The 23,060-nt window shown below is 62.5% G+C and carries 26 protein-coding genes, 1 tRNA gene, 1 pseudogene and 1 riboswitch; of the genes and pseudogenes, 10 read left to right on the top strand and 18 right to left on the bottom strand.

Features of this window, described 5'->3' with window-relative positions; genetic code table 11:
* Positions 1-54: 54 nt before the first annotated feature.
* Together miaA and mutL are read right to left on the bottom strand one after the other, a co-directional pair.
* The gene (gene miaA / locus C0Z16_RS01810; protein WP_102630513.1) at positions 55-1,008 is read right to left on the bottom strand and encodes a tRNA (adenosine(37)-N6)-dimethylallyltransferase MiaA; all 954 of its coding nucleotides are present in this window, start codon (positions 1,006-1,008) and stop codon (positions 55-57) included.
* A 43-nt stretch (positions 1,009-1,051) separates the two neighbouring features.
* Positions 1,052-3,121 carry a DNA mismatch repair endonuclease MutL gene (gene mutL, locus C0Z16_RS01805; protein WP_102630512.1) on the bottom strand — a complete coding sequence of 690 codons (2,070 nt, stop codon included), beginning with the start codon at positions 3,119-3,121 and terminating at the stop codon, positions 1,052-1,054.
* 194 nt (positions 3,122-3,315) lie between these two features.
* Here mutL and C0Z16_RS01800 point away from each other — a divergent pair, with 194 nt between their 5' ends.
* Positions 3,316-3,981 carry a VTT domain-containing protein gene (locus C0Z16_RS01800; protein ID WP_102630511.1) on the top strand — a complete coding sequence of 222 codons (666 nt, stop codon included), beginning with the start codon at positions 3,316-3,318 and terminating at the stop codon, positions 3,979-3,981.
* Between the two features lie 102 nt (positions 3,982-4,083).
* Here C0Z16_RS01800 and C0Z16_RS01795 read toward each other — a convergent pair.
* From C0Z16_RS01795 to ydfG, 11 genes and pseudogenes are all read right to left on the bottom strand, one after another.
* Positions 4,084-4,707, bottom strand: a pseudogene (locus C0Z16_RS01795) (mechanosensitive ion channel family protein); the annotation flags it as partial.
* Between the two features lie 10 nt (positions 4,708-4,717).
* Positions 4,718-5,092 carry a hypothetical protein gene (locus C0Z16_RS01790; RefSeq protein WP_102630510.1) on the bottom strand — a complete coding sequence of 125 codons (375 nt, stop codon included), beginning with the start codon at positions 5,090-5,092 and terminating at the stop codon, positions 4,718-4,720.
* Between the two features lie 311 nt (positions 5,093-5,403).
* Positions 5,404-5,479 (bottom strand) — tRNA-Lys (locus tag C0Z16_RS01785).
* 201 nt (positions 5,480-5,680) lie between these two features.
* Entirely contained in the window at positions 5,681-6,430 is a 750-nt protein-coding gene (gene ybgF / locus C0Z16_RS01780) for a tol-pal system protein YbgF (RefSeq protein ID WP_102630509.1), read from the bottom strand.
* Between the two features lie 19 nt (positions 6,431-6,449).
* Entirely contained in the window at positions 6,450-6,959 is a 510-nt protein-coding gene (pal, locus tag C0Z16_RS01775) for a peptidoglycan-associated lipoprotein Pal (protein ID WP_102630508.1), read from the bottom strand.
* 31 nt (positions 6,960-6,990) lie between these two features.
* Complete coding sequence (gene tolB / locus C0Z16_RS01770; RefSeq protein ID WP_102630507.1) at positions 6,991-8,283, bottom strand: Tol-Pal system beta propeller repeat protein TolB; 1,293 nt, start codon at positions 8,281-8,283, stop codon at positions 6,991-6,993.
* A 131-nt stretch (positions 8,284-8,414) separates the two neighbouring features.
* The gene (gene tolA, locus C0Z16_RS01765; protein WP_102630506.1) at positions 8,415-9,425 is read right to left on the bottom strand and encodes a cell envelope integrity protein TolA; all 1,011 of its coding nucleotides are present in this window, start codon (positions 9,423-9,425) and stop codon (positions 8,415-8,417) included.
* The gene (gene tolR, locus C0Z16_RS01760; RefSeq protein WP_102630505.1) at positions 9,422-9,868 is read right to left on the bottom strand and encodes a protein TolR; all 447 of its coding nucleotides are present in this window, start codon (positions 9,866-9,868) and stop codon (positions 9,422-9,424) included. The genes tolA and tolR overlap by 4 nt, the downstream gene beginning before the upstream one ends.
* A gap of 10 nt (positions 9,869-9,878) precedes the next feature.
* Entirely contained in the window at positions 9,879-10,556 is a 678-nt protein-coding gene (gene tolQ / locus C0Z16_RS01755; protein WP_102630504.1) for a protein TolQ, read from the bottom strand.
* 156 nt (positions 10,557-10,712) lie between these two features.
* Positions 10,713-11,192, bottom strand: a complete 480-nt coding sequence (gene ybgC, locus C0Z16_RS01750; RefSeq protein ID WP_102630503.1) for a tol-pal system-associated acyl-CoA thioesterase — start codon at positions 11,190-11,192, stop codon at positions 10,713-10,715.
* A gap of 58 nt (positions 11,193-11,250) precedes the next feature.
* Positions 11,251-11,997, bottom strand: coding sequence for a bifunctional NADP-dependent 3-hydroxy acid dehydrogenase/3-hydroxypropionate dehydrogenase YdfG (gene ydfG, locus C0Z16_RS01745; protein WP_102630502.1), 747 nt, complete (start codon positions 11,995-11,997; stop codon positions 11,251-11,253).
* Between the two features lie 238 nt (positions 11,998-12,235).
* Positions 12,236-12,344, top strand: a riboswitch (ZMP/ZTP riboswitch).
* Between the two features lie 166 nt (positions 12,345-12,510).
* On the opposite strand from ydfG, the gene glyA reads away from it, so the two are divergent.
* The 7 genes from glyA (at position 12,511) to C0Z16_RS01710 (ending at position 17,338) form a co-directional block, all read left to right on the top strand.
* Positions 12,511-13,758 (top strand): serine hydroxymethyltransferase, encoded by a 1,248-nt coding sequence (gene glyA, locus C0Z16_RS01740; protein WP_102630501.1) that lies wholly within the window; start codon positions 12,511-12,513, stop codon positions 13,756-13,758.
* 6 nt (positions 13,759-13,764) lie between these two features.
* Positions 13,765-14,247, top strand: a complete 483-nt coding sequence (nrdR, locus tag C0Z16_RS01735; protein WP_091796645.1) for a transcriptional regulator NrdR — start codon at positions 13,765-13,767, stop codon at positions 14,245-14,247.
* A gap of 204 nt (positions 14,248-14,451) precedes the next feature.
* The gene (locus tag C0Z16_RS01730; protein WP_175130609.1) at positions 14,452-15,012 is read left to right on the top strand and encodes a GspH/FimT family pseudopilin; all 561 of its coding nucleotides are present in this window, start codon (positions 14,452-14,454) and stop codon (positions 15,010-15,012) included.
* An 83-nt stretch (positions 15,013-15,095) separates the two neighbouring features.
* Complete coding sequence (locus tag C0Z16_RS01725; RefSeq protein ID WP_244201130.1) at positions 15,096-15,467, top strand: hypothetical protein; 372 nt, start codon at positions 15,096-15,098, stop codon at positions 15,465-15,467.
* Positions 15,464-16,279 carry a PilW family protein gene (locus tag C0Z16_RS01720; RefSeq protein WP_102630499.1) on the top strand — a complete coding sequence of 272 codons (816 nt, stop codon included), beginning with the start codon at positions 15,464-15,466 and terminating at the stop codon, positions 16,277-16,279. Before C0Z16_RS01725 ends, C0Z16_RS01720 begins: the two co-directional genes overlap by 4 nt.
* A 143-nt stretch (positions 16,280-16,422) precedes the next feature.
* Positions 16,423-16,896 carry a pilus assembly PilX family protein gene (locus tag C0Z16_RS01715; protein WP_407070646.1) on the top strand — a complete coding sequence of 158 codons (474 nt, stop codon included), beginning with the start codon at positions 16,423-16,425 and terminating at the stop codon, positions 16,894-16,896.
* 10 nt (positions 16,897-16,906) lie between these two features.
* Entirely contained in the window at positions 16,907-17,338 is a 432-nt protein-coding gene (locus C0Z16_RS01710; protein WP_102630497.1) for a type IV pilin protein, read from the top strand.
* Positions 17,339-17,427: 89 nt separating this feature from the next.
* Here the strand turns inward: C0Z16_RS01710 and C0Z16_RS01705 are convergent, their stop codons facing one another.
* The 3 genes from C0Z16_RS01705 to C0Z16_RS01695 form a co-directional block, all read right to left on the bottom strand.
* Positions 17,428-17,892 carry a DUF3318 domain-containing protein gene (locus C0Z16_RS01705; RefSeq protein ID WP_102630496.1) on the bottom strand — a complete coding sequence of 155 codons (465 nt, stop codon included), beginning with the start codon at positions 17,890-17,892 and terminating at the stop codon, positions 17,428-17,430.
* A 129-nt stretch (positions 17,893-18,021) separates the two neighbouring features.
* Positions 18,022-18,408 (bottom strand): phage holin family protein, encoded by a 387-nt coding sequence (locus C0Z16_RS01700; RefSeq protein ID WP_102630495.1) that lies wholly within the window; start codon positions 18,406-18,408, stop codon positions 18,022-18,024.
* 135 nt (positions 18,409-18,543) lie between these two features.
* On the bottom strand, positions 18,544-18,846 hold the full coding sequence (locus C0Z16_RS01695) for a DUF883 family protein (RefSeq protein WP_006047848.1): 303 nt from the start codon (positions 18,844-18,846) through the stop codon (positions 18,544-18,546).
* A 337-nt stretch (positions 18,847-19,183) separates the two neighbouring features.
* Between C0Z16_RS01695 and C0Z16_RS01690 the strand changes: the two genes are divergently transcribed.
* On the top strand, positions 19,184-19,822 hold the full coding sequence (locus C0Z16_RS01690) for a peroxiredoxin (protein ID WP_102630494.1): 639 nt from the start codon (positions 19,184-19,186) through the stop codon (positions 19,820-19,822).
* Positions 19,823-19,979: 157 nt separating this feature from the next.
* Here the strand turns inward: C0Z16_RS01690 and C0Z16_RS01685 are convergent, their stop codons facing one another.
* Positions 19,980-21,170, bottom strand: a complete 1,191-nt coding sequence (locus tag C0Z16_RS01685) for an acyl-CoA dehydrogenase (RefSeq protein WP_102630493.1) — start codon at positions 21,168-21,170, stop codon at positions 19,980-19,982.
* 94 nt (positions 21,171-21,264) lie between these two features.
* On the opposite strand from C0Z16_RS01685, the gene C0Z16_RS01680 reads away from it, so the two are divergent.
* Positions 21,265-22,050: an IclR family transcriptional regulator gene (locus C0Z16_RS01680; RefSeq protein WP_102630492.1), complete on the top strand. Its 786-nt coding sequence runs from the start codon at positions 21,265-21,267 to the stop codon at positions 22,048-22,050.
* Between the two features lie 95 nt (positions 22,051-22,145).
* Here C0Z16_RS01680 and C0Z16_RS01675 read toward each other — a convergent pair whose 3' ends face one another.
* Positions 22,146-22,979, bottom strand: coding sequence for an EAL domain-containing protein (locus C0Z16_RS01675; protein WP_102630491.1), 834 nt, complete (start codon positions 22,977-22,979; stop codon positions 22,146-22,148).
* Positions 22,980-23,060 lie beyond the last annotated feature (81 nt).

The following is a 23,060-nucleotide window of genomic DNA, read 5'->3' as shown; positions in this document are numbered from 1 at the left end:
GCCTGCGCGGCGTGCATTGAGCAAACGCCGCGCGGGCTTCAAAGTTTCACAGCGTCAAGCGTCAAGCAGCGCTTCAATCGTTTCAAGCACCCGTGCCGTCGCGTGCGGTTCGCAGCAGTCCACCACCACCCGCTCGTTCATACTGCGCAGCCATGTGAGCTGCCGTTTGCACAACTGCCGGGTCGCAAAGACGCCTTTGTCGCGCATAGTCGAGTAGTCGACCGCGCCGTCGAGATATTCCCAAACCTGCCGGTAGCCCACGCAACGCATCGACGGCATGTCGGGCGATAAGTCTCCGCGTTCGCGCAGTTTCACCACTTCGTCGACGAGACCGCTCGCCAGCATCGCGTCAAAACGCCGCTCGATGCGCGCGTGCAGCACGCTACGGTCGGAAGGCTCGAGCGCGATCGGCACGAAGCGCCACTGGGCGGCGGCGTCGTCGATTGGGGCGGGCGCTGACAGCAGCGCTGACATCGCTTCGCCGGTCAGCATGAACACTTCAAGCGCACGCTGGATTCTCTGCGAATCGTTGGGCGCGAGGCGCGCGGCTGTCACCGGATCGACGCCTGCAAGCCGCGCATGCAGCGCGGGCCAGCCATCGCGTGCGGCATCGGCGTCGAGTTGTGCGCGCACGTTCGCGTCGGCCGCGGGCAAGTCGTTGAGCCCTTGCGTGAGGGCCTTGTAGTACAGCATCGTTCCGCCGACCAGCAGCGGCACCCGGCCGCGTGCGCTGATCTCTGCTGTCAGCCTGAGTGCATCGGCGCGAAATTCAGCGGCAGAGTAGGCATCCGCGGGATCGACAATATCGATCAGATGATGCGGCGCCACCGCCCGCTCGTCAGCGGTCGGCTTGGCGGTGCCGATGTCCATCTCGCGATAGACCAGCGCGGAATCGATGCTGATGATCTCGACGGGCCGCCGCGCGGCCAAAGCCAACGCGGCCGCGGTCTTGCCGGACGCAGTCGGGCCGAGCAGGCAAGGAATCGGCATGGAGGTGCGTGCGGTCATGAGCGTGCCGGCGCTCGGGACTCGAGCCTCAAAAAGCGCACCGTCACTGTCCGCGCATGAACAGGCGGTCGAGATCGGAGAGCGTCAACTGATACCACGTCGGACGCCCGTGGTTGCATTGATCGGCGCGCTCTGTGGCTTCCATCTGGCGAAGCAGCGCGTTCATTTCATCGAGCGTGAGACGCCGGTTCGCGCGCACCGCGTGATGGCAGGCGAGCGTCCCGAGCAGTTCGTGCTGACGCTCGGTTAAGACACGCGAGCCACCGTACGCATGCAGATCGGACAGCACCGCGCGCGCCAGCGCCTGCAGATCGGCGTCTTTCAGCAACGCCGGCACCGCACGGATGGCGAGTGTGGTCGGCGACAGCACGGCGAGATCGAAGCCGAGCGCGTCGAGCGTATCGCGTTCTTCTTCCACCGTGCCGATTTCGATCGGGTCGGCAGGCATGGTCTGCGGAATCAGCAACGGCTGCACGGCAATCGTGCGGTCGGCCAGCGCGTTCTTGAACTGCTCGTAGAGGATGCGTTCGTGCGCGGCGTGCATGTCGACGATCACGAGCCCATGCGCGTTCTGAGCGAGCACATAGATGCCGTGAATCTGGCCGAGCGCGAAGCCGAGCGGCTGGTCGTCGGCGGCGTGGAAAGCGGGCGGCGCGAAGGGCGCTGACGCGTTATACGGCGACGGGCCTTCGGCGGCGGAATCGCGTGCTTCAAAAAGCGTGGCGCCTTGCGCCGTGCCGGCGCTCGGGTCCTTGCGACCGAACAGCGCGTCGTAAAACGCGAGCGGTTGTGCGACCGGCAGCGTGCCTTGCGTCATGCGCGATTGGCGCATCCACGTGTTGCCGGGTTGGGGCAGGTTGAAGCCGCTGCCCGCCGAGCCTGGCGTTGCGTTCGAACCGAGGCCGCCCGGAGCGCTCGCTGCACCGGAAGCGCCGAATCCCGCACCGCCGACGCCGAGCGGCGATGCGCCCAGCGGCGACGCCCCGAACGAAACCGCTCCGTCCGCAGACGCTTGCAGATGCGCCGCGTGCCCGCCAGCCGTCGTCTCCGGCGACGCGCCCGCATGCCGCGCCAGCGCGCGCTGCACCGCGTGGAAAACGAACTGGTGGATCGAACGTGAATCGCGGAACCGCACTTCGATCTTCGACGGATGCACGTTCACATCCACCGCTTCGGGCGGCAGATCGAGAAACAGCACATACGACGGATAACGGTCGCCATGCAGCACGTCTTCATAAGCGGCGCGCACCGCGTGCGTGAGCAGCTTGTCGCGCACGAAGCGGCCATTGACGAAGAAATACTGCTGATCGGAGCGTCCGCGGCTCGCCGTCGGCAGACCCGCGCAACCGTAGACGGCGAGCGGGCCGGCGGATTCGTCGAGCGGCAGATGCGCCGTCGCGAATGTCTCGCCGAGTATCTTTGCGACCCGCGCCGGCGGTTCGCTGGCGTTCCAGTGCTCGACCGCCTTGCCGTTATGCAGGACCGAGATCGCGACGTCCGGCCGGGCCAGAGCGGCACGGCGAATCTGTTCGAGACAATGACCGAGTTCAGTCTGTTCGCTCTTCAGGAACTTGCGGCGCGCGGGCGTGTTGAAGTACAGCTCGCGCACTTCGATGGTCGTGCCTTGCGTGCCCGCGGCGGGGCTCAGCACGCCGGTTTGCGCGTCGACGCGCACGGCATGCGGCGCATCGGCGGTACGGCTCGTGATCGTCATCTGCGCGACCGACGCGATCGAGGCGAGCGCCTCGCCGCGAAAGCCGAGCGTGGCGACCGCCTCGAGCTCGGCGAGCGAGCGGATCTTGCTGGTCGCGTGGCGCATCAGCGCGAGCGCCAGCTCGTTTTCGGGAATACCGTAACCGTCGTCGGCGATCGAAATGCGTTTCACGCCGCCTTCATCCAGCATGATGCGCAGCGTCTGCGCGCCTGCGTCGAGCGCGTTTTCCAGCAACTCCTTGACGACCGATGCAGGTCGCTCGACCACTTCGCCGGCGGCGATCTGGCTGATGAGCTGGTCCGGCAGCGGCTGGATCGCGCGCAGCGGACGTGGAGCCGGCGTGGTGGAAGCAGCGGCTGCCGCGTCGGCGCGGGCAGGTGTTTCGGAGAATTCGGACATGGCGAAATTATAGCGATTTGGCGCCGCAGTCCTGAAATGGCGGAAACATGCCGGAGATTTTTGAAGCTCGCCCGGGCACTTTCTGTATCATAACGCGGTCAATTTGCGGCGGCGAGCGAGCGCTTACCGCATCGCCCGCAGGTCTGCTGCCGACCTTCCCGCCACGCTCACTCTTGCTTGATAAAGGACGCTTTTTGGACACCCTGCTACATCTAGCCAACCTTGTGCTGCACATCGACAAGTTCCTGGGAGAATTCATCCATGTGTACGGCGCCTGGGTTTATGCGGTGCTGTTCCTGATTGTGTTCTGCGAGACCGGGCTCGTGGTTCTGCCGTTTCTGCCGGGCGATTCATTGCTGTTTATCGGCGGTGCATTTTGCGCGACCGGAGAGATGAACCTTGGTCTGCTGATTCTGCTGCTGTTCGTTGCGGCAACCAGCGGCAATACCGTCAACTATATGATCGGGCGGGCTATCGGGCCGAAGGTGTTCAATTCGCACATTCCGTTGCTCGAGCGCTTTCTCGATCGGCGCGCACTGCAGAAAACGCACGACTTCTATGAAAAGCATGGCGGCAAGACCATCGTGCTGGCGCGCTTCATTCCGGTTGTGCGCACTTTCGCGCCGTTTGTCGCGGGCGCGTCGCAGATGACGGTTAACCGGTTCCAGCTTTTCAATATTGCTGGCGCGCTGTTCTGGGTGTTGCTGCTCATTCTGCTCGGCTACTTCTTCGGCAACATTTCGTTTATCCGCCAATATCTGAATGTGATCGTGCTCGTCGGCATCGGCGCCGCGGTGGTGCCGGTCGTGCTCGGCGGGCTGTGGAAGATGTTCCGTAAGAACGCGTCGAAACCCGGCTAAGGCTGTTTCGCGCAGCGTGGCCGCATGAAGAAACGGCATCGCGCAATTGGCGACGCCGTTTTTTTGCCGATGCTGAGATTAGCGCTTGCGTTCAGTTCACTGAAGCGGTGCGAGCGGCGTTTCCGGCGCGGGGCTCGCGGCCACATTCGGTATCTTTGTGACGGCTGCCTTCAAACGGCTCATCGCATCCGTTGCGTCGGCGCCGTCGCGATCTTCGCTGTCAGCTCGACCTGCCGCACCGGTAGCAGGCCGTAATTCGAAATCGTGTCCCAGCAAGTTTTATTGTTGCCGACGATGGTCGTCACATGGTCCGGCGTCACGATTGTCGCGCCGAACAAACCGAGTTCAGAAACGGTGCCGGTCACGCCACCCGCAGTGACAAAATCGCCGACTTTGAACGGCCGCAACACCTGCATGAAGATGCCCGCCGCGAAGTGAGCGAGCAGGCCGCTTCAGGCGGTGCCGATCGCGAGGCCTAGGCCGGCCAGCAGTGCCGCGAACGAAGTCGTCTGGACCCCGAAGACCTGCAGAATCGCGAGGATCATGCAGCAGGTTTAGCAACACGCCGAGAATCGAGCCGAGGGAATGCGCGAGTGTGGGATCGACGCGGCCGTAGCGCAACAGCACCTTGCGCTGCAAACCGGTGAGCTGTCCGATCATCGAGCGGCCGACGATTCGCAAGAAGGCCCGCGCGCAAGGACCGTTCCCGCCCGGCAGGACGAGCATGCGGCACCGTTCACATCGGCAAGTGAGATTCCGAATACGGCGATGTCGGGATGACGAGCGCCTTGCCTCGCGGCATATTCGCGGGCCGGTTCCGGCGGCCGAAGCTGCGCCATGCAAACGCGGCAATGATCGCGAGCGCGTAGGCGGCGCTGCGCACGTAAAACGCCGACGGCGTGCTGAACTGGCCGTAGCGCGTGCGAGCATCCGCGAAGACGAGAAAGGTCAGGGCGGCATCAAGAAAGACGGCCGCGAGCGCGAGCGCTGCAAAAACATGCGAGCCGTTTAGGGCGGCGCCGGGTATCAGTCGATTACCCAGATGACACGCGATAAGCACGCTTGCCAGCAATGCAAGATTCGAGACGAGATCGAACAGAAAATTGGTCATATCGATGGAATGAAAGCGCCGCAGGTTGCGGTGTTGCGAGAGCGTCTGCGCCCGCCCATTACAGCGGGTAGTGGCAGACGGCGGCGATCATTGCACGTCTTTATATCTCAATAAATGTCCAGGTTGGGAGACCGTAGTGTTGTCAGAATGCCTGAAGTTCGGCGAGGGAAAAGGCGGACCGGATTGCGGGAAGCGGCCGCTTATCGTGTAGGCATTTTCCGTTTTTTTGTGGGAGAGATGTATCGCACAGAAAACGCGACGCAAAAAGAAAAGGGCTTACAACGCTGACGCGTGTAAGCCCTCGAATCTTTTGGTAGGCCGTACGGGATTCGAACCTGTGACCAACGGATTAAAAGTCCGCTGCTCTACCAGCTGAGCTAACGACCCAAAAGAGAAGCGAAATTATAGCGATAGCGCCAAAGGGCTGTCAACCCATTGCGGGCAATCCGGCTATCGGAAGTTCTGCCACTTCAGATAGTGAAAAGCCCGGGCGTCGAGACCCGGGCTTTTCAGCGAGAGGCGCGCGTGACCATCTTGTCTGGCACTTCGTGGACACTGCGCGTTAGAGCGAACTGCTCACTGACACGACTACTTGATCTGCGACAGCTTGCTTTGCGCCGACTGTGCGACGTCCGAACCGCCGTATTGCGCGACGATCTGCTCCAGCGTCTTTTTGGCCGCGGCCTTCTGGCCTTGCTCGAGCTGATTGTTTGCAATTGCCAGCAATGCTTCCGGCGCGCGCGGATGCTGCGGATAGTTCTTCACCACACCTTGCCAGATTGCCGTCGAGCCCTTGTAATCGCGCAGCGCATACAGCGCGTTGCCGAGCCAGTATTGCGCGGTCGGCTGATAAGGGCTATTCGGAAACTTGGAGATGAAGTTGCGGAACGATGCTGCCGCATTCTTGAAGTCGCCGCTACGAAACTGCTGTGAAGCCGCGTTGAACGATTCGGTTTCGCCCGGCTGCACCTCGCCCTGAACCCCATCCACCGTCTGTTGCTGCGGCTCGAATTTCTTCAGACGCGTGTCCAGATCGGTGTAGTAGTCCTTTTGCTGCTTTTGCAGCGTGGCCAGCTGGTTGGCCATATCCTCGTTCTGCCCACGCAGCGTCGCGACCTGTTGGTTCATCTGGTCGAGACGGTTGGACTGATCGAGGATCGTGCGCTGCGCGGCCGACAACTGGCTCGACAGGCTGTCGGTCTTCGTACGCAGATCGAGAATGGCCTGGCGGGCCTGATCGTCGTCGAAGATGCCGGCGTGCGCGGGCACAGCCGTGAAGACCGTGCCCGCGACGCAGGCCGCTGCGGCAAACCGCAGCCAGGAGAAACGATGCGTCATTCGGCTCATCACCCGTTACTTACTGTTGGTACGCGAGGTCGGCGCGGCGGTTTTGTGCCCACGACGATTCGTCATGACCCGTAGCTTGCGGCTTTTCCTTGCCGAGGCTCACGGCTTCCATTTGCGTGTCCGTCACGCCCATCAGCGCCAGCGAACGGCGCACCGCTTCAGCACGCTTCTGGCCGAGCGCCAGGTTGTACTCGCTCGTGCCGCGCTCGTCGGTGTTGCCCTGGATCAGGACGTGGCGTTGCGGGTGGCTCTTCAGGTACTGCGCGTGTTGTTGCAGCAGCGACTGATAGTCGTCCTTCACCGAGTAGCTGTCGAAGTCGAAGTAAATGCTGCGCTTCGCGAGCGGGCTATTCGGGTCGTTCAGCGGGTCTACGTTGACTTGCGCGACGTCGTTCGGGTTGGGTTGCGTCGAGACGGCACCGCCCTTGTTGGCGTTTTCGTCGAGCTTGACGCCCGAGTGACATGCGGCCAGTGCACCGACCATGAGGACTGCAAATGCGAAGCGAAGTTTGGACATCATTTTTTACTCTCCTTGTGTTATTGCATCAACGTTATTGCATGAAAGGGCCCCAGGACGGCTCGCGTACGCTGCCGCCCTGCACTGACAGGACCTGCCGGGTGCGACCGTCGGTCGAAACCGCAGCCAATACGCCACGGCCGTTCACCTGAGTGGCGTAAAGAATGTACTGACCGTTCGCCGCGAAACTCGGCGATTCGTCATGTGTCGTGTCCGTCAGGCCCGTGGCCGTATTGCCTTGCAGGTCCTGGATATACAGCTTGAATCCGCCACCAACGCGCGAAATATAAACCAGCTGCTTGCCGTCCGGGCTCACGCGCGGGCTGGTGTTGTAACTGCCGGTAAACGTGACGCGCTGTGCCGCGCCGGCGTTTTCGCCCTGCGCCGGCATCTTGTAGATCTGCGGTTGGCCGCCGCGGTCGCTGGTGAAATAGATCGACTGGCCGTCAGGCGAGAAGGTCGGTTCCGTGTCGATGGAGCTGCCTTGCGTGAGACGGCGCAGGCCGCTGCCGTCCGCATTGACCGCGAAGATCTGCGTGTTGCCAGTGCGCGAGAGCGCCACGGCGAGCGTGCGTCCGTCGGGCGACCATGCCGGCGCGCTGTTATTGCCTTTCTGATCCGAAACGACGATGCGACGACCCGTGGGCAGATCGTGGATATAGACGATCGGCTTTTTCTTTTCGAACGAAACGTAGGCGACCTTGGTGCCGTCAGGCGACCATGCGGGCGAGATGATCGGCTCGGGGCTCGACAGCGCGATGTGCGCGTCCTGGCCATCCGAATCCGAAATCTGCAACTGATAACGGTTGCCCGTCTTGATGACGTATGACAGGCGCGTGGCGAACACGCCGCGGCCGCCCATCAGCTTGGCGTAGATGTAGTCGGCAACCTTGTGCGCGCTCATGCGCAGGCCGCTTTCCGGGCTCACTAGCACGAGGCCGCCGAGGCTTTCGCCCTTGACCGTGTCGTACAGCTTGAAGCGCACTTCGTACTGGCCGTTCGGCAGGCGGTTCACGCTGCCGGCGACGAACGCATTCGCGCCTTTCGCCTTCCAGGTACCGAGGTCGACGGCGGCCGTTTCGGGAACCGGCGCGGAGCCCGCGTCGATGTTCGTGAATTTGCCGCTGCGTTGCAGATCCTGACGCACGATGGTGCTGACTTGCTGCGGCGAGTTTGCCTCATTGGCGAAGTTCGCCGTTGCGATCGGAAACTGGGTGGACCCGACGCCCGTTACGAGGACGTTGAGTTGTGCGTTGGCGGCGCCGCCGACGGCGATCAGGCACGACGCTACAAGTGTCCGCAGGCCTAGCTTGGTCATCAAACTCATGCTGTATGGATTCCCCAAAAACGGTTTTACTAAAGCTTCGCAACAGCAGACAGACCGGAAAACAACTGATTCGTTCCCGAGCCCGCCGCGCTGGGCGGGGCGTCTGCTGCCGACTTACAGTCAAGCTGCTATCAACCTGCCGGCCGCAACGTAATCCTGAAGCTGGGCGGCGTCTTGCCATCGATGTCCTGAGGCATTGGATCGGAGCGCTGAACGGCTCTCAGCGCCGCGTCGTCCCACGCCGAGTTGCCACTGCTGTGGGCGATCGTTGCGCTCAACAGGGTTCCCGTCGGCGAGCAACGAACAGCGATCACGGTCTCGAGACCCTCCGTCTCGCCGCCCCACGAGATATTCGGCCGCACCACGCGACGCACTTTGTCCGCGTAACCCGGCGATGCCGCCGTGCCACCCGAACCGCTGCCCGTGCCACTCTTGCCAAGTCCATTGCCAGTCGAGCCCGGGGCGCCGGCCATGCCTTGCATCTGCGCAAGACGCTCCCGGCGTTCGGCGTCCAGTTTTTTGGCTTGCGCCGCGGCTTCGGCTTGAGCCTTGGCCTTCGCGGCCTTTTGCGCTTCGGCCTTTTTCTGCGCTTCAGCTGCGGCCTGCTTTTGCTGCTCGTCTTGCTGTTCCTTCAACTGCTGCTTCTGTTGCTCGGCAAGCTGCTGTTGCCTGAGCTTTTCCGCCTGCTGCTGTTGCTGTTGCTTCTGTTTCGCGGCTGCGGCCTTCTGGGCAGCCAGTTGCGCCGCCTGTTCGGCCGCGAGTTGCTGCTGACGCTTCGCCTCGGCTTCCTGTTGAGCCTGCAGCTTTTGCTGACGTTGCTGTTCGGCGAGTTGCGCCTGTCGAGCCGCTTCCTGCTGCTTGCGCTTCTTTTCCTGCAGCGCGATGTCGGCCTGTTCGTCCGGCAGCGGCGGAGCAGGGGCAACGGGTGCGGGCGGAGGAGGAACCGGGCGGGGGATTGCGGTGTCCGGCACTTCGGTCCACAGCTCGGCTTCCGCCCCTTCTGGCGTGCTGTTTTGCCACTGAATGCCGTGATACAGGAAGAACCCGAGCAGCGCATGCATCACCAGCGCGAACGCAAAGGCTCGCCCGGTGCCGCGTTCACGCGGTGGCTGGAGCGGGTATTCGGTGTTCTTGCGGATCATTGCGATTTGACTAGCAATCCAACGCGCTTGACGCCCTGTGCTTTCAGCTCGGACATCACGTTCATCACGGCTTCGTACTTCACGGTCTTCTCGGCGGCGATCACGACAGGCTGGTCAGGATGCGACTGCGCACGGTCGGCGATAAAGCCGTTCAGCCCGGCTTTAGTCATGTCCTCCTGCTGCTGCGCGCCGGAATCGTCCTTGTATTTGACGCTCATCTTGCCGTCCGCGCGAATGTTGACGATCACGGGCGGGGTTTGTTGCTGCGGCGCTGCGCCGCCGACGGTCGGCAGATTGACGATGGACGGCGCGACGAGCGGCGCCGTCACCATGAAGATGACGAGCAACACGAGCATCACGTCAATATACGGCACGACGTTGATGTCGGACATCGCGCGGCGCGAGCGGCCGCCGCGCATGCTGGAGGAGCGAGAGCCTGCCATCGTGGACTCCTTAGTGCGCCTGGCGCTGCAAGATATTCGAGAACTCTTCGATGAAGGTCTCGAAGCGGATTGCCAGACGGTCGATGTCGTGCGCGTAGCGGTTATACGCGACCACGGCGGGGATCGCGGCGAACAGGCCGATCGCGGTCGCGGTCAGCGCTTCGGCGATGCCCGGCGCAACGTTCGCAAGCGTGGCCTGCTGCACGTTGGCGAGCCCGCGGAACGCATTCATGATCCCCCAAACGGTGCCGAACAGACCGATATACGGGCTGACCGAACCCACCGACGCGAGAAACGCCAGATTCGCTTCGAGCACGTCCATTTCGCGCTGAAACGCCGCACGCATCGCACGGCGAGCGCCGTCGAGGATGGCGCCCGGATCGTTCAGGCGTTTTTCCTTGCCTTTGAGGAATTCACGCATACCGGATTCGAAAATTCGCTCCAGCGCACCGATAGTGTGACGGTTATTTGCAGCGCTCTGATAGAGCGCCTGCAGGTCGCCGCCCGACCAGAAATCGCGTTCGAAACGCTCAGTTTGCGCGCGGGCGCGGCGGATCGCAAACCACTTGCGGAAGATGAAAGTCCACGACAACAGCGACAACAACAGCAGTAGCGCCATGACCGCCTGCGCCAGCAGGCTCGCATTGAGCACCAGAGAAATGATCGACAGATCTTGTGTAGTGTTCATAAAGGTTCTTTTATCGTCCCGAAGGGGGGCGTTCGGCTTTGCAAGGCGATACGAAGCTTGCCGTGGGCAAAACGGAAGCATCGGCGGTGCTGCAAGCCGAACCATGCTTTGTGCTGCTTGATCGATGCGAATTCACTGGCCCCGTAACAACGAGGGTCAGCATACGTTCGTTGACACGCCGCCATCCTTCACGCCGGGCCCGCGCCGCAACGCGGCAAGAACCGGTGGAGGGATCGCGGCGGGGCGCAGCGCTGTGCGCTCGACGCAGCCGACCCGGATGGACGCGGCAGCAAGCAATATGCCGTCTCGCCACGCCTCCTGAGCGAAGTCGACGGACGCTTTGCCGAGGCGCTCTATGCGGCTCACCACCTTGACGACGTCGTCGAGCCGCGCAGGCGCCCGATAGTCGACCGCGGTGCTGCGGACGATAAAGATTGCGCCCGTTTCATCGGCGAGCCGGTTCTGGTCGATCCCACACACGCGCAGCCATTCGGTGCGCGCCCGTTCAAAGAACTTCAGGTAGTTCGCGTAAAACACGATGCCGCCTGCGTCGGTATCTTCGTAGTACACGCGGATGCCCCACGTGTGGCCGATTTCCGTGCCGGGCTGGCTGGTCGTCATATTCATGCGGCGCATTTTACCGGAACGCACACCGCGAGGTCTGTTTCAAGATGTGCGTCCCGCCGGGCGGGCCTCAGCCGCGATGAATAGCCAGACCGGCGAACGATTGCGCCACTGGCATCAGTTCGATCGTATTGATGTTGACGTGGGCCGGGCGGGTGGCGATCCAGTAAATCGAATCGGCGATGTCTTCGGCCGTCAGCGGCTCGACGTTTTCGTAAACCTTGCCGGCTTTCTGGTCGTCGCCCCGAAAACGCACGTTAGAAAACTCAGTGCCGCCGCACAGGCCCGGTTCGATGTCGGTCACACGAAGCGCCGTGCCCGCCAGATCGGAGCGCAGATTCAGGCTGAACTGGCGCACGAACGCCTTGGTGGCGCCATAGACGTTGCCGCCCGCGTAAGGCCAGCGGCCGGCGACCGAGCCCAGGTTGAAAATATGGCCGCGGTCGCGCTCGACCATGCCGGGCAACAGTGCGTGCGTGACCTGAACGAGACCTGTGCAGTTGGTTTCGATCATCGTGTTCCATTCGTCGAGGCTCGCCTTATGAGCCGGCTCGACGCCGAGCGCGAGGCCCGCATTGTTGACGAGCACGTCGATGGCGGCGAATTCCGCGGGCAATGCTGCCGGGACCGCTTCCACGGCCGCGCGGTCTCGCACGTCGAGCTCGTACGGCAGGAGCGCGTCGCCGAGTTCGTCGGCGAGCGCCTGAAGACGGTCTTTGCGACGGGCGGTCGCGACGACGCGATGGCCGCCCTTGACGAAGGCACGAGCGATAGCGGCGCCGAATCCTGCGGACGCCCCGGTGACGAACACAATCATTGCAGTTCCCTGGTCGGTAGAAGAGAAAGGCCCCAAGCCTACTTCCAATGCGGCGCTGCGGCAAGGATGAACCAGCCGGATCAGTTGTGGCGCGAGGCGCGCACAGTCGCCTTCCGGCGGGCTTTTGCGGGATCGTCGGAGATTGCCGGGCGAGCTTCTGGCCGCCGCTTCCCTACCGTTCCAGATGGCGGCAGGAAGCCGGTTGCCTATTCGATCCTCTTCCAATAAACTAACGCGCTCATCCCTGTGTGACTGGCGATAGAACCGATTCAACCAATCGGGTTCAAGGTGGAACAACCCACCGTGAAGCACAGGGTGCCGTTTCGCCGTTCGCCTGGGCAGCCGTGATCCGCGCGCATTCATCTGCGCTGACGGTGGCTGTCCTGCCTCGCGTGTGCGGCGACTCTCTTTCCGCCATGTCAGGGCTGGCCCAGCCGCCAGCAGCGCCGCGTACCCTCTACGCAAGATTCGGCGCACGATCCGGTCAACCTGAAAACACTCAACGGAATCCGTATGTTTGACAGAGCCCAAAGCACCATCGCCAACGTCGACCCTGAACTCTGGAAGGTGATCGAGCAGGAAAACCGCCGTCAGGAAGAGCACATCGAACTGATTGCGTCGGAAAACTACACGAGCCCGGCCGTGATGGCTGCACAAGGCTCGCAACTCACCAACAAGTACGCCGAGGGGTATCCGGGCAAGCGCTACTATGGCGGCTGCGAATACGTCGACGTGGCGGAGCAACTCGCGATCGACCGCGTGAAGCAGCTGTTCGGCGCGGACGCGGCCAACGTGCAGCCGAATTCGGGCTCGCAGGCGAATCAGGGTGTGTTCTTCGCGATGCTCAAGCCGGGCGACACGATCATGGGCATGAGCCTCGCACACGGCGGCCACCTGACCCACGGCTCGCCGGTCAACATGTCGGGCAAGTGGTTCAACGTCGTCAGCTACGGCCTGAACGAAGCGGAAGACATCGACTACGACGCCGCCGAGAAGCTCGCTCAGGAACACAAGCCGAAGTTGATCGTCGCGGGAGCGTCCGCGTTCGCGCTGCGCATCGATTTCGAGCGTCTGTCGAAGATCGCCAAGTCGGTCGGCGCGTACTTCATGGTCGATATGGCGCACTACGCCGGCCTGATCGCCGCGGGCGTGTATCCGAACCCGGTGCCGCATGCGGACTTCGTCACCACCACCACGCACAAGAGCCTGCGCGGCCCGCGCGGCGGCGTGATCCTGATGAAGGCCGAGTTCGAAAAGCAGATCAACTCGGCAATCTTCCCGGGCATTCAAGGCGGCCCGCTGATGCACGTGATCGCCGGCAAGGCCGTCGCGTTCAAGGAAGCGCTGTCGCCGGAGTTCAAGGCTTACCAGCAGCAAGTCGTCGAAAATGCTCGCGTGCTGGCCGAAACGCTGGTCAAGCGAGGTCTGCGCATTGTCTCCGGTCGCACCGAAAGCCACGTGATGCTCGTCGACCTCCGCGCGAAGAAAATCACTGGCAAGGCTGCGGAAGCCGCGCTGGGCGCCGCTCACATCACGGTCAACAAAAACGCGATTCCGAATGACCCGGAAAAGCCGTTCGTGACGAGCGGTATCCGTCTCGGCTCGCCGGCTATGACCACGCGTGGCTTCGGCGTCAAAGAAGCAGAGCAGGTCGGTAATCTGATCGCCGACGTGCTCGACAACCCAGAAGACACAGCCACGATCGAACGTGTGCGCGGGCAAGTCTCCGAGTTGACGCAGCGCTTCCCGGTCTACCGCTAAGCCGCCATGCATTGCCCTTTCTGCCGTCACGCCGATACGCAGGTTGTGGACTCGCGTGTCTCCGAAGACGGCGCGACGATTCGGCGGCGCCGCCGCTGCCCGGCCTGCGACAAACGTTTCACGACGTATGAGCGGGTCGAGCTGGCGTTGCCGTCGGTTGTCAAGAAAGACGGCAGCCGCACGGAGTTCGACCGCCGCAAGATCGTCGCAAGCATGCAACTGGCGCTGCGTAAGCGCCCGGTTGCAGCGGACGCGATTGACGCCGCCGTCGCCCGCATCGAGTATCAACTGCTCGGCAGCGGCGAGCGCGAAGTGCGCAGCGAGCGCCTCGGCGAACTCGTGATGAACGAGTTGCGCGCGCTCGACACGATTGCCTACGTTCGTTTTGCCTCCGTTTACCGGCGCTTCGAAGACGTCTCGGAATTCGAAGACGTGATCGAAGAGTTTCGCCGCGCCTCCTCTCCTCCCAAGCCGCCCCGCAAGCGCTGAACGGAAGCCCGCCTTCCGGCGCGTTCGCTTGTTCGTGATGTGCCGCATGGCGTGACGTGTTTGCATCTACCGCTCCCGTTATGGTTCGTCGCGTGAATTCTTGCGCGAGATAGCGTCTGAACACCACCTGGCCATTCGGCCGATTGTTGAGCCGTGCACGAATCGCTAGATTGGCTGCATTCTTTGAAACGTTCAGGGATGCAGATGAAACAGCATGCAATCGGTTCGCCGCCCAGTGGCGGATTCACGCTTGTCGAGACGCTTGTGGTGCTCGCGTTGCTGGCGGTGATCGCGGTGATGGCGACGCCGTCGTTCGTGGCGTGGCACGTGCGCGATCAGGTCGATGCGCGCGCAAAGGCGCTTGTGTCCACGCTCGCCTATGCGCGCAACGAGGCGTTGCGCCGCGGCGCGCGCGTGACCGTATGCAGGACCGATGCGGCGCGGCATTGTCTCGCCGCGGGGCAACCATGCGGCAATGGCGTGACCGACTGGTCTTGCGGCTGGGCGGTGTCGGCGGACAGAGGCGGCACGCCTACGATGCTGCGCGCGCATTCATCGCTTGCTGCCGTGAGCATCGTTGGCACGCAGACGAACCTGACGTTTACGCCGCCCGCAGGTCAGCTTATCGGTACCTTCCGCAGCTTCGACATCGCGCCGCGTGTGCCATCAAAAGCGACTCAGGGCGACAAGTGGCGGCGCTGCATTCGCATCGCGGCGGGCGGCCGCGTGCGGATCGTCGAAGGCGCGTGCGGGGCGGCGTCATGAGGGCGTCGATCAAGCTGTATTTGAGCAAAGCCCCGTTGAGTCACCGCGAAACCCGGTGCAGCGGCAGCTCGCTGATCGAAGTGATGCTGGCTGTTGCGGTGATGGCCGTAACGGCGCTCGGGTTGATCGCCGGGCAATTGTGGACGGCGCGTGAGGCACGCGCCATGTCGATGCGCGAACACGCTGCATGGATAGCCGATTCCGTCGCCGAAGCGATGTCTGCCCCATCAGCAAGCGACGCTGCGCTCAGGCAATGGAGCACACGAGCGGCGACGCTGTTGCCACGTGGCGACGCGTCGGTTGTTGGAACGGGCGGCGTGTCGGCGGCGCGTGTCACATGGACGGCTTCGCGCAACTTGCCCCGTGCCGACGACATGATCGACAAGCCCGAGCCTTGCGGTGGGGTGGACGCGCCGGTGGGCTTGTCGTGCGTCGCATTGGCGTTCGTCAAATGACGCGGCCTTTTTCGCGCAGCGCGCGCGGTCATACGCTGATCGAGCTCGTGATCGCCGTGGTGCTCGGGCTGGTGGTGACCGCAGGTGCCGTATCGCTTTATACGACGCAGCGCACAGCGTTCGAACACGCGAGCAACGCAATGCGCATCCGCGAGGCCGGCTTGACTGCACTCACCCTCGTGGGGCAGCAACTGCAAATGGCGGGCTTCGTGCCCGCGGACGTCGCGCAATATCGCGCACCTGCGCCATTGTTTGGCTGTTCGCGCGGCCATCCAACAGGGGCGGACGACAGCCGCCTCACCTGCGAGACCTTGCCTGGAAAATCGGACGGCGTTGCGGTCCGATATGTCGGCGACAAGACTTCGACGTGGCCGTCGTCGAACGGGCAAACAACGGACTGTCTCGGACAAGCCGTGACAGCCAACAGCGCCGCGCTCGGCGACCGCGGGGTGCCGGTCGTCAATCGGTACTTTGCCAAAGTGAGCAGCTCGACAGGTCAGCCGGAACTTTATTGCGAAGGCAATGGCAAGACCGGGTCCGCGCAACCGCTGGTCGAAGGTGTCGAACGTTTGCGAATCAGGTACTGGCTTGCGGGCGCGGCGGACGCAATAGACGCGTCGGCGGTGATGACCGATCAATGGGCCCGCATCGTGGCAGTGGATCTCTGCGTGCTCGTGCGCGGCGCGCCGCAAGGTCAGCGCTTGCGCTATGTCGATTGTGACGGCGTAACCGGAATGGCGACCGACTTGCGCCCGCGGCAAGCATTCTGGCGGCGCGTCGCGTTACGCAATTACGCGGAGGATGTCTCGTGACAGACCGAGGAAGCAGGACAGAGGGCAGGCGCGTCGGCGAAGCACGGCATGGGCGCGGCCGAGCACGACAGTTAGACGTCCGCAGTCGCAGTGAGAGCCACGGCCGTCGCCCTCGCGCCTCACGCATTCACCACCGCGGCACCGTGCTACCCATCGTCCTACTGATCTCGGCGATGCTGTTGGCGACATCGGCGGCGTGGTTCGAGACATCGCTTGCGGCGGCGCGTAGTGCGACGAACGTGCGTGACTACTTGCAGGCGTTTCACGCCGCTGACTCAGCATTGACCTTATGCGCCACCAGTGCGATTGCATCAACGGGTATTGGCGTGGTGGCATCGCCGCCTGCCACCCGCGAGCCGACGCAATGGCAACTCGAAGCCGCGTTCGAAGCCGCCGCGGTGGCACCCGTTGCGGTATGGCCCGGTTCACTGCGCGCTCCGCAATGCATGGCGGAAACGTGGCGCCTCGCCGGTCGCCCCGATGCGCGGGGGTATCTGCTGACGTCGCGCGGATTCGGCAAGACCAAGGACTCGCAGGTATGGCTGCAAATGGAACTGGTTATCGACGGCGACAAGATCGAGCGCCATTGGCGCCGCGTCGCCGCAAGACCCTTCTGATGAGACAAAGATGAAGAGGCCGCATACATCCGCATTCACGTTGCTCGAGTTGATGATCACTCTCGCGATAGTCGCCGCGCTGGCGGTATTTGCCGTGCCTTCATACCGCAGTCATGTGGCGCGAACGCATCGGATCGACGCGGCGTCGGCGCTATTCCGGGCGGCGCAATTTGTCGAGGCGGCGGCAAGCGACGGCATGTCTGCTTTGCCGCCGGGACTGGATCAGGCTCCGCAACTCGGCACCGCAATCTATGGGCTGCACGTGCTGCCCGCGGGCGATGCAAACGGCGGTTATTCGATTGAAGCGGCACCGAGCGAATCGGGCCCGATGCGCGATGACCCGTGCGGCATTTTCATGCTGGACGCAACAGGGCTGCGAAGCAATAAGAGCGGGGCGAATGGTTCGGCGCCGCCGAGCGCCGAGTGCTGGAATACGAGCTAGCGAACGGCAAAAACCGACGCATGCCCAAATGCATTTGAGTAACACGCATCGAGCGATGAAACCGGGAAGCAATGACGCATTCCAGGGCTTCAGCCCTCGTCGCCTGAACCTTTCGAAGCACTGGACGCGCCTTTGATCTGCTGCCACACGCGATATGCTTCCCACGCGGCAAACGCGAGGCTGCCCCACTTCAGTGCGGGTTTAGCACCGGCCGCGACGGTCGCGCGCAGTGGTTTGGCGAGGACCAGCGAGGCAATCGAGCTGATCAATGGGTACTGTTTGAGGAGAGCGCTGATGCTCCCCGCGTTGAGAAAGCTTGCTTTGGACCCACTGCCCACTCGGAACCCGCCGAAGCCCGGCAAGATGAACTTGAGCCAACTGAAGTGCGTAACGGCCTGGCGCAATTCAATCGTCGCCTGAGCCAGTTCCATACGCTCGACATCCGCGCGCACGAGCAGCAATTCCTTGCGCAGTGCGCGAAGGTGCGGCGCGCTCAGGGCCCTGGCCGGTTGGCGCTTGTTACGGAATGCGGTACTTGAATGGCTCTGGCTCATGGCATGTCGGCAGTCTAGGGAACAGGGAACGGCGCAAGGAACGGTAGAGAAAGCGTCGCGGCGATCGTTTGAGTTTCTTCATTCTCAATCAGCGCAGAAGCGTCGCTGCCGCTCGCTGCGCTTTCCGTTCTACGGTCTACGGAACACGTCGCGGTCTTTTTCGAATTCGGCGATGGTGTCCTCGAAAACCAGCGGTGCGTTGCGCAGTCCGCTGCGCGCTTTGAGCGCACAGACCAGCCCGGCAATCGCATAGACAATCGTGATTCCGGCGAGCGCCTGCCATCGGTAGGTGTCCCAGAACGCAATGGCGATCAACGCGGTGAGTGCGATCAGGGCCATCGTGGTAAGCATCATCGCGGCGAGGCCGAGAAACAGCACGCTCAGAAGGCGGTCTTTTTCTTCGGCGAGTTCAATGCCGATCAGTTCAAGACGCGTTTGCAGAATGGCAGACACCGAACCGATGATGCGGCGTAATGGACTATGTTGTTCGCGCTGCGATTGTGTGTCGATCGTCATGGCTGTGGGCGTTGCGCGTGTTGGCCTGAACGGCGCGTGCAAACGTGCGCGCCAAGAGAAGCGGACCGGCCGGACGTGCGCCGGTCAACTCAATTCGCTGGCATGCCGGACAGGTTCGTCCGGCAACGTGCGGTGTTACTTGCGGTTGATCAGCAGACCCAGCAGCACGCCGGCGCCCGCGGCAATGCCGATGGATGCCCAGGGATGCTCGTGGACGTAGTCGTCGGTTGCGCGAGCAGCCTTCTTGCCTTTCTCGACCACGACGACTTGCACGTCCGCTGCTTTTTCCCTGGCTTGCTTCAGACGGGAAAGCGCTGTTTCGCGCAGTTCCGAAGCGCGTTCGCCCGTTGCGCTTGCGGCCTGTTTCAGCAGGTCTTCAGCGTCCGCGAGGACGGTTTTGATATCCGACATCAATCTCTCCTTGTTGACTTCCGACATTGACAGCTCCCCCTTCGTCTCACGCCACGCGTGAATCGTAACCAAAGAAACGGCGGCTGGCGAGCGCACTGCCCGGTTGCCCGAGCCAAACGCACGAACCGTTCCCGGCGAGGCGAAACGCTCCAGACACAACAACTGCACATGGTGCAGACATATTAGTTCATGATGGAGTTGATCTGTCCCGCAAAGTTTCCACTAAATCGGCGAAAATTACAAAAGCGCATAAAGTAGTGACGCGAAGTTGGTTCGTCATATACGGTCGCTGCCCTATGCTTTATCTTTGCGAAGCGCTGCGGGCAACGCTCGCACTCTGTCCGAATACCTAAAGGAGATGCACATGAGTCTACGTCTTGGCGATACCGCACCGGATTTCGAGCAGGAGTCGAGTATCGGCCGCATCAAGTTCCATGAATGGCTCGGCGATAGCTGGGGCGTGCTGTTTTCGCATCCCGCCGACTTCACGCCGGTATGCACCACGGAACTTGGCCTGACCGCGAAGCTCGCCGAGGAGTTCGCGAAGCGCAACGTGAAGACCATTGCGTTGTCGGTGGACAGCGCCGAGTCGCACAAAGAATGGATCAAGGACATTAATGAAACGCAGGCGGCGAATGTCGGTTTTCCGATTCTGGCCGACGGCGACCGCAAAGTGTCCGAGTTGTACGACATGATTCACCCGAACGCGAATGAGACACTCACGGTGCGCTCGCTGTTCGTGATCGATCCGAAGAAGAAGGTGCGTTTGATCATCACGTACCCGGCCAGCACGGGTCGCAACTTCGACGAAGTGCTGCGCGTGATCGATTCGCTTCAGCTCACCGACAGCCATTCGGTTGCAACGCCCGGCAACTGGAAGCAGGGCGATGACGTCGTGATCGTGCCGTCGCTCAAAGACGAAGAAGTGATCAAGCAGAAATTCCCCAAGGGCTACAAGGCGCTGCGCCCGTACCTGCGCATGACGCCGCAGCCGAATAAGTAAGCCGGCGATTCATGCACGGTTGAACGCGCCTTTAACCGAAAGCTAAAAGCGAAAACCCGCGCCATAAACGAAAGAAGGCCGGTTCATCGCGAACCGGCCTTCTTTGACAACGCACGAACGCCGCCGGCATCGACGGAATCCGTGCTTCAGAAACACCTTAGAAAAACGCCTGAATGCCCGTTTGCGCGCGTCCGAGAATCAGCGCGTGGATGTCGTGCGTGCCTTCATAGGTGTTCACCACTTCCAGATTCACCAGATGCCGCGCGATGCCGAACTCGTCCGAGATGCCGTTGCCGCCCAGCATGTCGCGCGCGAGCCGCGCAATGTCGAGCGCCTTGCCGCACGAATTGCGCTTCATGATCGACGTAATCTCGACGGCCGCCGTGCCTTCGTCCTTCATGCGGCCGAGGCGTAGCACACCTTGCAGGCCCAGCGTGATCTCCGTCTGCATGTCGGCGAGCTTCTTCTGGATCAACTGGTTCGCCGCGAGCGGCCGGCCGAACTGCTTGCGGTCGAGCACGTACTGACGCGCGGTGTGCCAGCAATCTTCTGCCGCGCCGAGCGCGCCCCAGGCAATACCGTAGCGCGCCGAGTTCAGACACGTGAACGGACCGCGCAGGCCGCTGACTTCCGGAAAGCGGTTTTCCTCCGGCACGAACACTTCGTCGAGCACGATCTCGCCGGTGATCGACGCACGCAAGCCCACCTTGCTATGGATGGTCGGCGCCGACAGTCCCTTCCAGCCCTTCTCGAGAATGAAGCCGCGAATCGCGTCCTTGCCGTTTTCCTCGAGCTTTGCCCAAACGACGAAGACATCGGCGATCGGCGAATTGGTGATCCACATTTTCGAGCCCGACAGCGAATAGCCGCCGTCGACCTTCTTTGCGCGCGTCACCATGCTGCCCGGATCGGAACCGTGGTTCGGCTCGGTCAGCCCGAAGCAGCCGATCCATTCGCCGGTGGCGAGCTTTGGCAGGTATTTCTGCTTTTGTGCGTCGGAGCCGAACTCGTAGATAGGCACCATGACGAGCGACGATTGCACGGACATCATCGACCGGTAGCCGGAGTCGACGCGCTCCACTTCACGCGCGATCAAGCCATACGCCACGTAGTTCAAACCCGGTCCGCCGTATTGCTCGGGAATCGTGGGACCGAGCAGGCCGAGCTCGCCCATCTCACGGAAGATCTCGACGTCGGTCTTCTCGTGACGGAATGCTTCGAGCACGCGCGGCTGCAGCTTGTCCTGCGCATACGCCGCGGCGGCGTCGCGCACCATGCGTTCGTCTTCGGTCAGTTGCTGATCTAGCAGCAACGGGTCTTCCCAGTGAAACTGCGCGGCCTCGGCCATGACGTATCTCCTGATTTCCTGCTTGATCCTAGCTTGACTTGGGTTCCGCTATGCGAAACAATGTTTTGCAAACCACGCCCGAGTGTATCACCCGATGACGCCCGCATCCACTTTGTCCGAACCGCTCGACGAGCGCAAATTCGTCGTTGCTCTCGCACGCGGGTTCGATCTGCTGCGTGCTTTCAAGCCGGGTGAAACGATGCTCGGCAACCGCGACTTCGTCGAACGAACCGGTTTGCCGAAGGCGACCGTCAACCGCCTCGCCTACACGCTGACTGTGCTCGGCTATCTCCGGCTCGATGAGACATTGGGCAAATATGCGCTCGATGCAGGCGTGCTGTCGCTCGGTTTCGCGCTGCTCTCGGGCACCGACACGCTAGAACTCGCGCGTCCGCACATGCGGGCGTTCGCGCGCGAGGTCGGCGCGGCGGTTTCGCTCGGCTGCCGCGACGGTCTGGACATGATCTATCTCGACACAATCCGCAGCGAAACCGCGTTGACGCTCGGCCTTGCGCCCGGCTCGAAACTGTCGATGCTGACGAGTTCGATGGGCCGCGCCTATCTGGCCGTGCAGCCCGCAGACGTACGTGCGGCGTTGCTGGCCGAACTCAGGAAAGCGGCGGGCAAGAGTGGGGCGGCCCTGGTGGCCGACGCGGGAAAGGAGATTGCCGCGTTCGCGACCGAGCGCTGCTGCTACTCGTTCCGCGCGTGGCACGACGATGTCAACGCCGTCGCAGTGCCGTTTCGCGAGCCGCGCGAAGGACGCTGGCTCGTGCTGAGTTGCAGCGGGCCGGCTTCGTCGATGGGGGAAGAGCTGTTTCGCGACAAGGTCGCGCCGCGGCTGAAGGCGCTCGCGCGGCGCCTCGGCGACGCAGGCTAGGGCGTCACGCGAATCGGGCCGCAGAAGCCAGGCGGCAGAGTCGCGCCGCCAAATCAGGCCAAGCGAATCGGGCCACTGGAATCAGCCCGCGCCAATCACGCCGTGCGGTCGTGATAATGCGCGTTGAACAGCGGCCCTTGCACGAAGCGCACGTCGTACTGCTGCAAGGCTTCGAACTGTGGTTCGTCCATCACGCGATTGAAGATCAGCGGAATCCCTAGCCGGCTCGCGTAGCCAACTAGGGGTTTGACCGTGGCGTCGCGCAACGCGGTCGCCGCATCCATCTTGATGAAGTCGAGCCGCGCGGTGTCCGACACCGACAAAATCTGCCCCGCGTTGGACAGGTTGCCCGCCACCTTGAAACCGTAGTGTTGATAGCTCTTGGTCAGATAGCCGAGAAAAGTCTTGTGCGCGACGGCCGCCGCGGGCAGTTCGATCACGATCCTCGACGGGCTCAATCCGAACGACATCAGCACATTCGAGAAGTGCAGCCCGTGATCGTATTTCACGCTCTTCAAGAGCCGCTCATGCACGCGCAGAAAAAGCAGCCCGTGCCGCTGCGCTCCGAAGAAGTTGATCGCGTGCAGCGCGCGCGACATGCGGTCGAACGCGACGAGCTCCTGATCGTCGGCGATGCGGTCGAACGGGTCGAACACATCGAACGGCGCGGCGTCGAGCCGCTGCGTGACCGCCTGGAAACCGAGTTCGTCGCCGAAACGGTCCACGCCCTCCGCGCCTGACGACAGCGATTGCGCCAGCGCATGCACGCTGATGTCGAAGATCGGTTCGTAGGCGCTCGTCAGTTCGTGGTCGTCGAACCGCGCGAGCGCGATGTCGCCAGCCGCGCCGTGCCCTAACGCCAGATGTTTCCCGAGAAAAGGATGATCGGCGGCGCGCGCAACGAGATTGGGGATGGTCGGCGGAATCATTTCGGCGGATGGATCGGATGAGTGATGCGCTGGGTGCCTGGACGAAGGCGCGTGCGCCGCATGCTCCGATGGTAGCAGTCC

The organism is Paraburkholderia rhynchosiae, assembly GCF_002879865.1.
GTDB classification, from domain to species: Bacteria; Pseudomonadota; Gammaproteobacteria; order Burkholderiales; family Burkholderiaceae; genus Paraburkholderia; species Paraburkholderia rhynchosiae.
Note: the sequence above shows the minus strand (reverse complement) of the source record. Positions and strands in the feature narration are given on the sequence as shown.